The following is a 15,488-nucleotide window of genomic DNA, read 5'->3' on the forward strand; positions in this document are numbered from 1 at the left end:
GGGAATGGGGGCGGCTGGGTAGAAGAAAAGCCTAACGCGGGTAAGACGGATCAAAACGGATAAGAGCGGATAGAACAAGCAACGGCAGGTTCTTTGTTTTTAATCCGCCTTGATCCGTCTTATCCGGGTTGGGTTTTTAAGGCCGGGAGGTGGTATAGCCGCCCATCAGGGCCGCTGATGAATGGGCATCCGAGAGTTGTGCATGGGGGGAAGAAAGCATACCTTGGGGGCTAAAGCCCGCATTGGTGGAGAGTTTTGATGTCCGGGCTAAAGCCCGGACCTACCCCAGAGGCAACAGCAAGAACAAGGGCAACGACAACGGCAACGGCAACGACAGAAGCAGATTCCTCCGCTTCGCTCCTGAATGACAACCAAAAGAACGGGCAACAGCAAAAGCAGAGGCAACAGCAAAAAACGCCCTCGGCCGGAGTGATCGGCAGAGGGCGCTTTGGGATTTGCAGCGATTAGGCGGTGACCGGGACCTTGAGCGTCACCGGCGTCAGCCAGTTGTAGCGGTCAGGCTTGGTACCGTTGACCAGCGCGAAGAACTCGGCGTGGATCTTCTGGGTGATCGGGCCGATGCTGCCGTCGCCGACCAGGATGCGGTCGACCGAGCGCAGGTGGGTGACCTCGGCGGCGGTGCCGGTGAAGAAGGCCTCGTCGGCGATGTAGAGCATCTCGCGCGGCATGGCCTGCTCGACAACCGTGATTCCCAGATCGCGGGCGATGGAGATGACCGAGTTGCGCGTGATGCCGTTCAGCACCGAATTGGCCAGCGGCGTGGTGTACAGGACGCCGCCGCGCACGATGAAGAGGTTCTCGCCCGAGCCCTCGGAGAGGTAGCCGTTCACGTCGAGCGCGATGCCCTCGGAGTAGCCGTTGACCTCGGCCTCCATGCGGATGAGCTGCGAGTTCATATAGTTGGCACCGGCCTTTGCCATCGAAGGCATGGTGTTCGGGGCCAGGCGGCTCCAGCTCGAGACGCAGACGTCCGCGCCTTCGTTGCCGTGGAAGTACTTGCCCCAGGGGAAGTTCGCGATGTAGACCTCAACCGGCGACTTGAGCGGGTTGACGCCGATCTCGCCGTAGCCGCGGAAGGCGATGGGACGGATATAGCAGGGCGAGACGCCGTTGGCCTCGATCACCTGGACGACGGCGTCGACCAGCTCGTCGACGGTGTAGCCGAGCGGCATACGGTAGATCTTGGCGGAGTCGAGCAGACGCTGCATGTGCTCGCGCAGACGGAAGACGGCAGCGCCGGGCTCGGTGGAGCCGGCAGGGGCAGGCTGCGGGTAGCAGCGGATGCCTTCGAATACGGATGAGCCGTAGTGGACTACGTGCGACATCACGTGAATCTGAGCTTTATCCCAGGGAATGAGCTGGCCATTGTGCCAGATATGAGAGGTCGTCTGTATAGGCATGGAAAAACTCCTGAAGGGTTCGCCAATGATTATAAGGCGCAAAGGAGCGAGAAATCGGGGATTTCGCGATTATGCCGCACGGGAGATAGGCTGCCGCGTGAAACAATTACGGTGTGGCTGCCTTTGCTATCGCCGATCTGCTAATGCAGCACCTGCCTGTCTCTCCGGCCGGGCTTGCGATGGCCTTTGAGCCGCACGGGGTCAGCCTGTACGGAATCCAGCACTCCATCTATGTGCGGTTCTCTCTGCTGGCGCTCAGCTCCATCTTCTTCCTGGTCGATCCCTTCGCTGCGCTGCCTACCTTTCTTGCCGTAACGGCCGGGGTCGATCCGCGCCGCCGCCGGGGGATGGCCCGTAAGGCCAGCATCACCGCATGGGTGGTGCTCTCGGCCTTTGCCGTCGCGGGCCAGTACATCTTCCATCTATTTGGGATTACTCTGCCTGCGTTCGAGATCGCGGGTGGCATCATTCTGCTGTTGATTGGGCTGGATATGCTGGCGGCCAAGCGCTCCCCCACGCAGGAGACCGGCGGTGACACCGAGGCGGCGTCCCATAAGGAAGACGCGGGCATCGTGCCGTTGGGTATTCCGATGCTCGCCGGGCCGGGGTCTATTACTAGTGTGATGGTGCTGGTTGGCCAGGCGCAGACCAGCTGGCAGTTGATCGCGATTCTTGGGGCTATCTTCATTACGGCGCTGGTCTGTTATCTGGTGCTAGGGAATTCGGACCGTGTGGCCAATGCGCTGGGGGAGACGGGGATTCGTATCCTGATCCGCATTATGGGGCTGTTGCTGGTGGCTCTGGCGGTGCAGTACTTCGTCAACGGAATGGCGGACCTCGGCGTGATTGCTCATCCTGCGGAGTGAAACAGCTTGTTTGAAGTAAGAAAGCCAGCTTCGTGCAGTACTAAAGTGACTCGGCGCGAGGGGGTTTTATCGCTGTTTGAGCTTCTTTGTCCGTAATGGAACGGAAACGGTGAAATTCTTTGCTTTCTGGAACCCGCTTCATTGCTGGAGATTTCGCGATTTGAACAGGTAAGTGCCGCTTATTCACAGCGTTAAGGTTGCATGAAGCCGTGGTCGCTGATAATCTCAGGAAGTCGCAAACAGGAGCGACCTGCGCGGAAGCGGACAGGACCTGAAGCGATAAGGCAGTAAGTAGTTGGAAACAAAGTATCAAGCTTGCAAGATTCACTAAGCTTTGATAAGATCGAAAAGTTGCAGTAAAGCAGTAATGAGCTAAGCGCCTGGCCACTAAGTGTGGCGGATAGATAAAGGTAAAGCGAAGCCGGTAAGTATCAAGCTTGCAAGACTTACGAAGCTTTGATAGAATTGAAAAATTGCAGTAAGTAGTAACTTGGCGAATAGCACACTAAGTGTGGCTGGTAAATAAAGCTAAGCTGAGATTTTCGAAGTAAGTATCGAGGTTGCAAGATTTACCAAACCTTGATACACTAATAAAGTTGAAGAAATGAGCTTCGCTGCTGACCTTGATTATGGCGGGTCGATGAAGCAAGTTGAAGCGCAGTCCAAGCGTGAAGATCGCGAGTGAGAGCTACGTCCTCCAAGATCTAAACCCAAGCCACTGCAGTTGATTGGATGTACTGAACCTCACGGTTCACTATCGCTTGTCGATAGCGCTCTTCGGAGCTAAGGGGCTTAGTGTCCCGCGGCAAACTACGCCGTTATGATATTTGCAGTCGCTGTACGAGCCTGGTTGATTCCTTTATCGTTACTCTCGAGCTTGAGAGGGCGGAAAATAAAGGGTTGACAAGAATAAAGAAGTTCGATATTCTTAGAAAGTTCGTGCTAAACGTCAAGCGCCGCTGAGCGGCTCGGATGGGTTGAGTGATTCGCCCGATAGCTTGTGAGTTATCAGGTTATGTAGACCGAGTAAGCGGCAAGTAAAGACGCAAACAGCGCAATCAAGTTCGAGGACACAATCGTGGCTCAGCCCGATCGTCCTTGATCCAAAACTCACCGCTTAGGCGAGATGAGTCAGGATCTTTGACAACATAGTTGAACATGCCAGTCGTGAGATGATGCGAAATCTGGTTTAGTCATTCTCACTAGTTATAAACCTCCGGAACTTTCGAGTTCGGGGGCGCATGATAACCATCCCGACCCCTGTCGCTGGATGGCATGCAAACCAAGATTAAACGAGAGTTTGATCCTGGCTCAGAATCAACGCTGGCGGCGTGCCTAACACATGCAAGTCGCACGAGAAAGGGGCTTCGGCCCTGAGTAAAGTGGCGCACGGGTGAGTAACACGTGAATTATCTACCTCCGAGTGGGGAATAACCTAGAGAAATCTGGGCTAATACCGCATAACACTTACGAGTCAAAGCAGTAATGCGCTTGGAGAGGAGTTCGCGGCCGATTAGCTAGTTGGCGGGGTAATGGCCCACCAAGGCGATGATCGGTATCCGGCCTGAGAGGGCGCACGGACACACTGGAACTGAAACACGGTCCAGACTCCTACGGGAGGCAGCAGTGGGGAATTTTGCGCAATGGGGGAAACCCTGACGCAGCAACGCCGCGTGGAGGATGAAGTATCTTGGTACGTAAACTCCTTTCGATGGGGAAGATTATGACGGTACCCATAGAAGAAGCCCCGGCTAACTTCGTGCCAGCAGCCGCGGTAATACGAGGGGGGCAAGCGTTGTTCGGATTTATTGGGCGTAAAGGGTGCGTAGGCGGTTTGGCAAGTCTCGTGTGAAATCTATGGGCTCAACCCATAGCCTGCACGAGAAACTACCGGGCTTGAGTATTGGAGAGGTGAGTGGAATTTCCGGTGTAGCGGTGAAATGCGTAGATATCGGAAGGAACACCTGTGGCGAAAGCGGCTCACTGGACAATAACTGACGCTGATGCACGAAAGCTAGGGGAGCAAACAGGATTAGATACCCTGGTAGTCCTAGCCCTAAACGATGATTGCTTGGTGTGGCAGGTACCCAATCCTGCCGTGCCGAAGCTAACGCGATAAGCAATCCGCCTGGGGAGTACGGTCGCAAGGCTGAAACTCAAAGGAATTGACGGGGGCCCGCACAAGCGGTGGAGCATGTGGTTTAATTCGACGCAACGCGAAGAACCTTACCTGGGCTCGAAATGTAGTGGAATCCGGCAGAAACGTCGGCGTCTAGCAATAGACCGCTATATAGGTGCTGCATGGCTGTCGTCAGCTCGTGTCGTGAGATGTTGGGTTAAGTCCCGCAACGAGCGCAACCCTTATCTTCAGTTGCTACCATTTAGTTGAGCACTCTGACGAAACCGCCTCGGATAACGGGGAGGAAGGTGGGGATGACGTCAAGTCCTCATGGCCTTTATGTCCAGGGCTACACACGTGCTACAATGGCCGGTACAAACCGCTGCAACCCCGCGAGGGTGAGCTAATCGGAAAAAGCCGGCCTCAGTTCGGATTGGAGTCTGCAACTCGACTCCATGAAGCTGGAATCGCTAGTAATCGTGGATCAGCATGCCACGGTGAATACGTTCCCGGGCCTTGTACACACCGCCCGTCACATCACGAAAGTGGGTTGCACTAGAAGTCGGTGCGCTAACCGCAAGGGAGCAGCCGCCCAAGGTGTAATTCATGATTGGGGTGAAGTCGTAACAAGGTAGCCGTAGGAGAACCTGCGGCTGGATCACCTCCTTTCTAAGAGAGAACGTCTCGGCACACTCAAAACGATCTGCGAACGCAGACGGCTCTGATCTCACGATCACCCGAGTTAGAGTGACGTTGCCGAGTACCATCTGGATAAGCTTCGGCAAATCCAGATGAGCCTGAACTAAACCTTCTCTTTTTCGCACTTGATCTTCGGATCTTAGGTCAACAACGATGGTCCCGAGCGGCGTAGCCGCTCTGCATGTTCAACTGTGTCCTCGAAACCTTTCGAGAGAGCTCAAATGTCGGTCTGCAGTAAAATGAAGACCGACGACAGAGCAAGCCGATCCAGCGGGGAGTTGAATCCCGATGGGCAGCCGGGCCTGTAGCTCAGTTGGTTAGAGCGCACCCCTGATAAGGGTGAGGTCGGTAGTTCGAATCTACCCAGGCCCACCATTTATCTTAACTATCAGATATACTGGATAGCGATGGGGCTGTAGCTCAGTTGGGAGAGCGCCTGCTTTGCAAGCAGGATGTCATCGGTTCGATCCCGGTCAGCTCCACCATTACCATCTCGAAGAGGCAACGAATCAAGCAATCTGCTTGAGGTTGAACCACGGCCAAATCCGAGGTTGAACCTTGAGCGGAAGCTCAAGCCGCCTAAGGGCGCGATAAAGCAGTGACGCAGCAATGCGATCTGCTCTACGATTTTTGACAACTGAATAGATTGGGTAAATATAACTACAAGGCTGAGCAGCACGCCTTCAGGTTGATACTGAAGGAAGCTGTCAGTTATTGAGTGTCTTTAGAATATTCGTACAGGGAGTAAGTCATAACATTTGGCTTATGTCTGCTGTACCGGCGAATAATGGACGTCTCGAAAGAGACAACACACACAGAGACTACGATTCTTGCAAACGATGTAGTGGTTGTTTCACTGCTGCGTGCGAGTAAATTCTATGGTCAAGCTACTAAGGGCGCACGGTGGATGCCTTGGCAGAAACAGGCGATGAAGGACGTGGCAAGCTGCGATAAGCTTCGGGGAGCCGCACACAGGCGTTGATCCGGAGATTTCCGAATGGGGAAACCCACCTGGGCAAAACCCAGGTATGTCCAACTGAATACATAGGTTGGAACAAGCGAACGGAGGGAAGTGAACCATCTCAGTACCTCCAGGAGAAGAAAGAAACCTCGATTCCGAGAGTAGTGGCGAGCGAAATCGGAACAGCCCAAACCCGTTGCATCAAGGTGTATCGGGGGTTGTAGGGCCTGCAACAGTAGAGTTACCAATCTGGTTGCTAGCTGAATCCTCTGGAAAGGGGATCCAAAGAGCGTGACAGACGCGTAGGCGAAAGCGATCCAGACTCGAAGCAGGTACCTGAGTAAGGCGGGGCACGAGAAACCCTGCTTGAATCCACGGGGACCATCCCGTAAGGCTAAATACTCGTTTCTGACCGATAGTGAACCAGTACCGTGAGGGAAAGGCGAAAAGCACCCCATTGAGGGGAGTGAAAAGTACCTGAAACCGTGTGCCTACAAGCAGTGGGAGGACTATGCCCGTAAGGGAATGTCTGACCGCGTGCCTATTGCATAATGAGCCGGCTAGTTATTCTTGTCAGCAAGGTTAAGCGTGAGCGAGCCGCAGCGAAAGCGAGTCTGAATAGGGCGTTAAGTTGGCAGGAATAGACGCGAAGCGGGATGATCTACCCTTGGCCAGGTTGAAGGTGAGGTAACACTCACTGGAGGACCGAACCGGTGTTTGTTGAAAAAAGCTCGGATGAGCTGAGGGTAGGGGTGAAAGGCTAATCAAATTCCGTGATAGCTCGTTCTCTCCGAAATAGCTTTAGGGCTAGCGTCGTATGATTTGGATCGGTGGTAGAGACATGGATGGACTAGGGGGCTTTCCGGCTTACTGAATCCAACCAAACTTCGAATGCCGATCACAACCAGTACGGCAGTCAGACTGTGGGGGCTAAGCTTCACAGTCGAGAGGAAAACAGTCCAGACCGCCAGCTAAGGTCCCAAAATTACAGTTAAGTGGGAAAGGAAGTCGGAACCCTCAGACAGCCAGGAGGTTGGCTTAGAAGCAGCCATCCTTTAAAGAAAGCGTAATAGCTCACTGGTCAAGGGGTCCGGTGCCGACAATACAACGGGGCTAAAACTGTATACCGAAGCTGCGGATGTCAGAAATGACGTGGTAGGAGAGCATTCTCTCGTGGATGAAGCGTAACTGGGAAGATACGTGGACATTAGAGAAGAGACCCTGCCGGCATAAGTAGCGATAATGAAGGTGAGAACCCTTCACGCCGAAAGTCTAAGGTTTCCTGAGGAAGGTTAATCCGCTCAGGGTTAGTCGGTCCCTAAGTCGAGGCCGAAAGGCGTAGACGATGGATGTCCGGTTAATATTCCGGAACTCCCGATTTTTCGTTATCACGATGGGGTGACGCATAAGGATAAGCTGGACCTCCTATGGCTATGGGGTTCGATACGCGTAAGCTGGATCAGATAGGCAAATCCGTCTGGTCTTAACAGTGAGGCGTAAAGCAGTAAGCCGTATGGCTGAAAGCAGCTGATTTCATGGTGCCAAGAAAAACCTCTAAGGAGAGAGATTGGGAACCGTACCACAAACCGACACAGGTAGACGAGGAGAATATCCAAAGGCGCTCGAGTGAAAGCTTGTTAAGGAACTCGGCAAATTAGACCCGTAACTTCGGGAGAAGGGTCGCCCACCTCTGGTGGGCCGCAGTGAAACGCGAACGGCGACTGTTTAACAAAAACACAGGTCTCTGCAAAGTCAAAAACGACGTATAGGGGCTGACTCCTGCCCGGTGCCGGAAGGTTAAAAGGAGAGGTTAGCCGCAAGGCGAAGCTTTGAATTGAAGCCCCGGTGAACGGCGGCCGTAACAATAACGGTCCTAAGGTAGCGAAATTCCTTGTCGGGTAAGTTCCGACCTGCACGAATGGAGTAACGATCGTTCGACTGTCTTAACGAGTTGCTCGGCGAACTTGTAGTACCGGTGAAGATGCCGGTTACCCGCAGCTAGACGAAAAGACCCCGTGCACCTTTACTATACTTTTACTATGAGTTACGGCAATTGCTGCGCAGGATAGGTGGGAGGCTTTGATACCAGACTTTTGGGTTTGGTGGAGCCAACGGTGAGATACCACCCTGCGATTGTTGTGATTCTAACCTGCTCCCCTGATCGGGGAGAGGGACATAGTAAGACGGGTAGTTTGACTGGGGCGGTCGCCTCCTAAATTGTAACGGAGGCGCGCGAAGCTACACTCAGGCCGTTTGGAAATCGGCCGTCGAGTGCAAAGGCATAAGTGTGGTTAACTGCGAGACCTACAAGTCGAGCAGATGCGAAAGCAGGCCTTAGTGATCCGGTGGTTCTGTATGGAAGGGCCATCGCTCAACGGATAAAAGGTACGCCGGGGATAACAGGCTGATCGAAGCCAAGAGTTCATATCGACGCTTCGGTTTGGCACCTCGATGTCGGCTCATCACATCCTGGAGCTGTAGAAGGTTCCAAGGGTTAGGCTGTTCGCCTATTAAAGTGGTACGTGAGCTGGGTTCAGAACGTCGCGAGACAGTTCGGTCTCTATCTGCTGTGGGCGTAGGAGATTTGAAGAGGGCTGTCCTTAGTACGAGAGGACCGGGATGGACGAACCTCTTGTGTTCCAGTTGTCCTGCCAAGGGCACGGCTGGGTAGCGAAGTTCGGTTGTGATAACCGCTGAATGCATATAAGCGGGAAGCACGCTCTAAGATGAGATCTCCCAACCCAAAAGGGTAATGAAGGGCCCAGGAAGACCACCTGGTTGATAGGCTGGAGGTTGAAGCGCAGTAATGCGTGTAGCTTACCAGTACTAATCGCCCGTTCGGCTTGTCCATAGAATTTACTCTGCGCAGTGATGAATCTAACGATTCAGTCCATTGTTCTGAGGAAACTCAATACAAGCTTTGTAGTTATATCTTTTGGAAGAAACTACGCAACAACGTAAGACGTCTAATCCCAATCTATTCAGTTGTGGAAGATCGCTAAGAGCGATGTTCTCAAGTTTGCCGGTGAGTTTACCGCGAGGGTCACACCCGTTCCCATCCCGAACACGGAAGTTAAGCCTCGTTGGGCCGATGGTACTGCACGCGTAAGTGTGTGGGAGATTAGGTGATCGCCGGCATATTATCGAAGAGGCCCACCCCTAACCGGGTGGGCTTTCTTGCGTTTACAATTCGTTTTTTGTGATGTGGCCGCATACCATACTCGGATCTGAGAACCTTGCTCTGTGGTCTTCGGGGCAAGATCCAAGGTGGATCGTCTAGGAGGCCGGAGACCCGGCTCGATGTTGAGATCCCTTGCTTGAGCGGAACCGCTTTCGTTGTAAACCTGATTGCTATCCCAAAGGCTGCTCCCTGATTGTCCCTTGATTGCCGACGCTCACCTGGCTTCCGAACTACCATTGCAAAGATGCAGGGGTAATGTAGTCTCGGTGGTCGGACCCTGTGGCATAAGGCCATTTTGTGAACTAGAAGGTGGTTGCACATCGTCCAAAAACGTCTCTCAGAGACGAGACATGAGACCCCTGGATTTGTGGCCGGGGTGAGGAAAGCATTCCTCGAGGGCTAAGGCCCGCATTGATGGTGAGTTTTGATATCCGGCTATGGCCCGGACCTGCCCCAGAAACAATGACAACTGCAGAAGAAGCAATAAAGGCAAAAGCAGCGGCAATGACAAGGGAACAAGCAAAGACAGAAGCAGGTTCCTAGGCCCAGCTCCTGCAGGACAAACAAGTAAACAGGCAAAGACCAATGAGGGAATGGGAGATCTCGAAGGTATTGCCAAGTCTTTATCTATCTGGGAGATACAATTTCTTATTTGACTTCGACTGTGACGCCCTGTGGGGTAATGGTTACTTTCCGGGAGGGCTCGTGCGGGGGAGTCGTAGGAGGGACTGGTGCTTTGACGACTGGAGGAGTTGGGGGCTGAGGTGGTGGTGGGGAGGAAGTGGGGCAATTAGGGCCTTGCGCAGGTCGATATCCCCGTGGCTGCTCGTGATCTTAATCCTGGGGCCTCCCTTGCCGACCGTGCCGGTCAGGCTTGACTGGTGTCCCGCCTCGTTCACGGGGAGCCCAAACTCATTTTGCAGTGAGCCGTCCGTCGTTTCGGCATCGACTGTAAAGCCCAGGTGATCGGGGAGGGTTAAATTTACTGAGCCGTGTCGATTCTCGATCTTCACATCTCCCAACGGCGGTGCGCTGGTTACGTCGACGGAGCCATTGCTGTTTGTGACTGTCACGTCGCCGGCCATGTGGTCCAGTGTGATATTCCGGTTGCGGGTCGTCAGCAGGGTCGGCCCGGCGGCACGGTCGACGCTTAGGCTTGCATCCGAGCTGATCTCTGCCTCGCCATCGAGGCGGGCGAGTTGGAGATCGGTGCGGCTGGTATGGAAGCGGAGCGCTCCTTGGACCTGCTCGAGGTGGGTGGTTCCGTAGAAATCTCCCTCCAGGGAGACCTGCCCGCTGATGGCGGTGAGGTTCAGGTCCTGTACATGGCCCTTGAGCGAGACGCCGCCGGTGATGTTGTGGGCGGAGAAAGAGGAATCGCTGTGGTTGATGCGAGCCGTGGCATCGCCCGTGATGGTGGAGAGCTCAATATCGCCGTGGTTGGCCGTTACGTTGACCGGGGCTTTCAAGCCGGTGACGCGGATGTCGCCGTGGTTGGCGGTGATGGTGGTCGCGGTCGCATCGGGCAGGGTAATGGTCAGGTCGGCGGTCGCGCCGTCGAAGCTGGGGACGATCACCGTCATCTGTCCACCGCCATTGGTGATCTGGGGGGTAAGTTGCTGGTTCCTACGGTCGGCCTCGGTGTCGGAGCTGGTGTAAATCTCCTTGTGTGCCGAGATGTGGACCAGCCCGTCCTGACTGCCGCCGTTCACGGTTACATCGCCGTGCGGATTGTCGATCAAGAGGCTGGTGCCGGGGGAGATGGTCTGGTCGAGCGCTTGGTCGGACTCGTGCTTTTCTCCAAGAAACTGCGCCAGGCTGTCGCTATCGCCGCCGAATGCGGAGAGCAGATCCTGCTTATGGTCTTGCAAGCCCATGCCGACGACGCCTCCGATGGAGAGCACCACCAACAAAAAAATAGCTCCGCCGCCGAGACAGCGTCGTCCGACCGGTGGAGTATCCGGATGCAGGCTGGCCATGAACTGGTCGAACCCCCACTCCAGGAGCAGCACTGCCCCGGCGACGACGAAGAGCATTGGCCACCAGCGGCTGTAGTAGTTCATCGCCTGTGTGGCGGTGAGCCTGCCGTTGCGCACCAGCAGCAGGGCCACGCCGATGGCGATCAAGAGCAGAGGGCCCAGCAGGGAGCGGCGTCTAAACCCTCGTATTTGTTGACGATAGAGCGCACGCTGATCCCGCACTGCCTGACGTTGTGCCTTGAAGGCATCCCGTTGGGCCCGGGCCTGCTCCTTCATCATCCGGCGCTGTTGGCGCGGGTCGAACCCATACGGAGGAGGAGGGGGATACGGTGGGGGATAGCTCGCCATTTACGGCCTCTCTTCCGGCTGGGGAGCGGGGGGATTGGGCGACGGGGGAGCGGATGGAGGGTATCCGGCCGGAGGATACCTGTAGGCTTCGGCGGCCGCGGCGTTGTAGGCGGTTCTCTCGAGGACGGCCATAACGCCCGCCAGGATGATGAAGTATGGCCAGCTCCGCTCCCACTCGATCCAGTGCAGGGAGTTAAGCAGCAGCAGCACGCCGACCAGCAGTACCCAGACCGATCCGCGCAGCGCCCGTAGTACCCGGACTCGGTACATGGGCGAGCCGTCGTCCTCGATGCCTGCTCCGGCCGCAGTCATCTTACGGATGAAGATCCAGATGCTCAGCCCAATCATGCCGACGCCGACCACCGCGGTGGGGGGAAGGCCATGAAAGAGTCCGGAGTTGCCGATCAGGAAGAAGGTTCCCAGAGCGATCAGCCATATGGCCCCAACGGGAAAGCGGCTGCGCGGAGGGGGGATATCGAGCGGCGCGTTGATAGGGGTGGAGAAGGGCGGGTAGCCGGTTACATAGCTGGCGCTGTAGTTCGGCACATAGCCGGTGGACTGGCCATAGGGCCCTGTCTGGCCGGGTTGAGCCGCTCCGTAGGGCTGGGTCGGAGGAACGGAGGGCGGAGGGTAGTTCTCCGTCGGTGCTCCCCAACTGGCGCGGGTAGGCTCGTTCGTCGGGGCGGCGGCAGGAGGAGTTTGTCCGGGCTGCTGTGGAGCGGGGGGCTGGGGCCAGCTTTTTCCAAAGCCAAGTCTCTCGCCTATGTCATTGAAGCCGAATGGGTTCGGCAAGGGAGTGCCGTCCCGGCGAGCCCGAGCCGTGTGATGGGCTTCGATGGCCATATAGAAGATCCAGCCCGCCACCAGAAGGCCGAGGATGTCGGCGGTGTGCGAGAGGCTAACCAGCACGGCGAAGATTACCAGGTGAACGATTCCCTTGGCATACTGCTCGTTGTACATGGCGCCGACGCCGGGGATAAGCCCCAGCAGCGCGGCCAGGGCGGGATTGGGCGTGCCGGAGATCAGCGGGGTCGTGGCTCCTGGCGGCACTCCGGGGTCCACTGGATTGTAACCGTAGTTCTGGCCTGATCCGGCGGCGTAGGGGGGGGGCGCACCCAGCTTGGCTGCCAGGCAAGGCTCGCAGTACACGGCCGTCCCGACGACGCGGATCGTCTCTTTATTCAGGGGCTTGCCGCAGTTCTGGCAGAAGCCGACCCGATCCTGATTGGCTGCTTGGGTCTCGTCGATCATGGCTACTCTCCTTCCGTGTTGAGGTGGTACTCGGCTGTGGAGAGAGAGGGGGAGGAGTCAGGAACATCTCCCGAAATGGGCATAAAACGGGCAGGCGGTTCGACCCCCCGGAGGGGCTCGCGGCGGCTGGTGCCGTGGTCGGGGGCTGACCGTTTCTCGGGCTGTTTCTCGGGCGCCGTCTGGCGATGTTCTTCTGGCGTGCTTTGGCCCTCTCCTTGGTACGGACGAGCCGATTCGTCATCCTCGCGGCTGCGGCGGATATCCTCAAGCCGCGACTCCAGCACGTAGACGACCTTCAGGTTGCCGTAGTAGCGGGCGGCACTGGCGCGGGCATCGTAGAAACCGCGCCGCAGCCCGGATGGGCTTAGATTGCTGGCGCTCAACTGGTTCAGCTTGACGCCGGTGAGGCTCAGGGTCAGGGCAACTGAGAAGAACGCCATCGCGGCGGTCATGGCCAGGCGCGGCTGCAACAGGTGGAAGCGCAGACTTTGCCAGCGGCTGTTGCCGGTGATCCGCTGGCGGAAGGGAAGGACGTTGCCTCCGCTTGCCAGCACCGGAACCGGCTGCATAAGGGGGAGGTTGTACTCGGTCCACACGGGGGCGACCCACTCCGCGCTGTCGTCGGTTTGGCCTAAAGGAGCGCCGCTGGTCTGGGCCAGGATTTTTTCCAATAAGGCCGCGGAGGGCTCCGGCCGCGGCGTGCGCAGCATCTCCAGCCACGCCGCGCCGCGCTGGGCTTCGCTCAACATCTGGCTGCAGGTCGCGCAGCTGGCGATGTGCGCGTCGAACCGGGCCTGCTCGGCCGGGCTCAGAACGCCGTCCAGCGCATCGGTCAGGCTGGCCTCGCACTCGATGCATCCCGGGGCCTTCGGGTCTTGCCGTTCATTGCCCTCGAATTGGATCATCTTCGCCATCTACATCACCTTCCCTTCTATACGTTGCAACATTCTTCCTAGTTCCGCACGCCCTCTACTTATTCGGCTTTTGACGGTGCCTTCGGGGATCTTGAGAATGAGGGCGATCTCTTTATAATCCATATCCTCTAAATCCCTTAGAATCACCGCCTCGCGCAGCTCGGGCGAGAGCTGCGCCAGCGCCTGCTGGATGGTCGCCTTCAACTGCAACCCGGCGACATGTTGCTCCTGGCCGGGCCCGGTGTCGGGCAGCCGCTCGGCCAGCGTCGGGCCGTCGTCCTCGCCGCTCAGGCTGATGTCCATGGAGTCGGTCGCCCGCTCCAGCTTGCTGCGGCGAAAGTGATCGACCAGCATGTTCCGGGCCAGCGTGGTGATCCACGTCTGAAAGCTGCCCTTGGCCTGGTCGAAGCTGCGCAGGTTGCGGTAGACCTTCAGAAATATATCCTGAGTCAGGTCTTCGGCGTCGTCGGCCGAGCCAGTGAACCGGTAGCAGATGGCATAGATGCGGCGGTGCTGTCCGGTGACCATCTGGTGCCATGCGCGCTGGTCTCCTGCGATGCACTGGCGAACCAGCAACCCATAAGCATCCTGCTCGGCTTGTTGTTCGGGTGTCCGCTGCAACCTGGCCTCGGGGGATCTACCGGATGGCAGAAGTGTACTATCTCCTTCGCTTCGCGCCTTTCTGCCGCCAGTTGCCTCCCGAAATGGAACTGCCAAGCTGAAAACGCCCATGGACCTCTATACGCAGGTACGTGCGTCACGGTTCCGTGGCCTTTTTACCTGCGAATTTCATGCGGTCCTGCTCCCAATACGCGCTAAAATTGCCCGTCGGGGAGATGTTTTGTTGCCCACGGAACTTAGTGCCGCAACGATCCATTTCGCAATGGAAGTTATAGGCATCATAGGAGTTCAGGAGGAACACAATGGTCCTTAGCAAACGTCTCGCCGCCGAATTCTTCGGCACATTCTGGCTCGTCTTCGGTGGCTGCGGCAGTGCGGTGCTTGCTGCTGCGTTTCCCGCACTCGGCATTGGGTTCGCCGGCGTGGCTCTTGCCTTCGGACTGACTGTGCTGACCATGGCCTTCGCCATCGGCCACATCTCGGGCTGCCATCTGAATCCGGCGGTCTCGGTCGGACTGGTTGTGGGTAAGCGGTTTCCCGCCTCCGAGCTGATCCCGTACATCGTCGCGCAGGTCATCGGCGCTATTGCGGGCAGCGGTGTTCTCTACCTGATCGCCACGGGAAAGCCGGGCTTCGTGGTGGGTGGCTTTGCCTCGAATGGATACGGGGTCAACTCGCCGGGCGGCTACTCGCTGGTGGCCTGCTTCATCGCAGAGGTGGTGTTGACGATGTTCTTCCTGCTCATCATTTTGGGCTCGACCGACGTGCGCGCCCCCAAGGGTTTTGCTCCCATCGCCATCGGCCTGGGCCTGACGCTGATCCACCTCATCAGCATCCCGGTCACCAATACGTCGGTCAACCCGGCCCGCAGCACCGGCGTCGCGTTTTTTGCTCAGACCGGCGCGCTTAGCCAGTTGTGGCTCTTCTGGGTTGCTCCGATCCTCGGAGCCATCATCGCTGGGGTCATCTACCAGATATTCTTCGCCGAGCCCGAGGATGTGACGAAGAACGTCGTCATCGCCAAGCCGGAGTTCGACTCGCTGCCTGGCACCTCGGCTGGCAACTGATCGGAACACGATCGCCTCGATGAAACGCGGTCTCTCTATTGATTAGGGAGGCCGCGTTTTA

7 protein-coding genes, 2 tRNA genes and 3 rRNA genes are annotated in these 15,488 nt (G+C 56.8%); 7 read left to right on the forward strand and 5 right to left on the reverse strand.

Annotated elements, in window-relative coordinates; translation table 11 throughout:
- Positions 1–464: 464 nt before the first annotated feature.
- The gene (locus FTO74_RS01730; protein ID WP_162536602.1) at positions 465–1,421 is read right to left on the reverse strand and encodes a branched-chain amino acid transaminase; all 957 of its coding nucleotides are present in this window, start codon (positions 1,419–1,421) and stop codon (positions 465–467) included.
- Positions 1,422–1,534: 113 nt separating this feature from the next.
- On the opposite strand from FTO74_RS01730, the gene FTO74_RS01735 reads away from it, so the two are divergent.
- From FTO74_RS01735 to rrf, 6 genes are all read left to right on the forward strand, one after another.
- The gene (locus FTO74_RS01735) at positions 1,535–2,287 is read left to right on the forward strand and encodes a MarC family protein (protein WP_255462445.1); all 753 of its coding nucleotides are present in this window, start codon (positions 1,535–1,537) and stop codon (positions 2,285–2,287) included.
- Positions 2,288–3,575: 1,288 nt separating this feature from the next.
- Positions 3,576–5,075: ribosomal RNA gene (locus FTO74_RS01740) — 16S ribosomal RNA — on the forward strand.
- 328 nt (positions 5,076–5,403) lie between these two features.
- Positions 5,404–5,480 (forward strand) — tRNA-Ile (locus tag FTO74_RS01745).
- A gap of 34 nt (positions 5,481–5,514) precedes the next feature.
- Positions 5,515–5,590, forward strand: a tRNA-Ala gene (locus FTO74_RS01750).
- A gap of 395 nt (positions 5,591–5,985) precedes the next feature.
- Positions 5,986–8,917 (forward strand): 23S ribosomal RNA (locus tag FTO74_RS01755).
- Between the two features lie 170 nt (positions 8,918–9,087).
- Positions 9,088–9,204 (forward strand): 5S ribosomal RNA (gene rrf / locus FTO74_RS01760).
- Together the 16S, 23S and 5S rRNA genes with 2 tRNA genes alongside form the textbook arrangement of a ribosomal RNA operon.
- Before the next feature lie 729 nt (positions 9,205–9,933).
- On the opposite strand, the gene FTO74_RS01765 is transcribed toward rrf, so the two are convergent.
- From FTO74_RS01765 to FTO74_RS01780, 4 genes are read right to left on the reverse strand one after another with little or no spacing between them, the layout of a single operon-like run.
- Positions 9,934–11,574 carry a DUF4097 family beta strand repeat-containing protein gene (locus tag FTO74_RS01765; protein ID WP_162536603.1) on the reverse strand — a complete coding sequence of 547 codons (1,641 nt, stop codon included), beginning with the start codon at positions 11,572–11,574 and terminating at the stop codon, positions 9,934–9,936.
- Positions 11,575–12,825, reverse strand: coding sequence for a hypothetical protein (locus FTO74_RS01770; RefSeq protein ID WP_162536604.1), 1,251 nt, complete (start codon positions 12,823–12,825; stop codon positions 11,575–11,577). It lies immediately after the preceding gene.
- A 2-nt stretch (positions 12,826–12,827) separates the two neighbouring features.
- Positions 12,828–13,730, reverse strand: coding sequence for a zf-HC2 domain-containing protein (locus FTO74_RS01775; RefSeq protein ID WP_162536605.1), 903 nt, complete (start codon positions 13,728–13,730; stop codon positions 12,828–12,830).
- A 9-nt stretch (positions 13,731–13,739) separates the two neighbouring features.
- The gene (locus tag FTO74_RS01780; RefSeq protein WP_255462446.1) at positions 13,740–14,360 is read right to left on the reverse strand and encodes a sigma-70 family RNA polymerase sigma factor; all 621 of its coding nucleotides are present in this window, start codon (positions 14,358–14,360) and stop codon (positions 13,740–13,742) included.
- A gap of 302 nt (positions 14,361–14,662) precedes the next feature.
- Between FTO74_RS01780 and aqpZ the strand changes: the two genes are divergently transcribed.
- Complete coding sequence (gene aqpZ / locus FTO74_RS01785) at positions 14,663–15,427, forward strand: aquaporin Z (protein ID WP_162536607.1); 765 nt, start codon at positions 14,663–14,665, stop codon at positions 15,425–15,427.
- The last annotated feature ends 61 nt before the right edge of the window (positions 15,428–15,488 follow it).

The organism is Granulicella sp. WH15, from assembly GCF_009914315.1.
In the GTDB taxonomy this organism is placed as follows: Bacteria; Acidobacteriota; Terriglobia; order Terriglobales; family Acidobacteriaceae; genus Edaphobacter.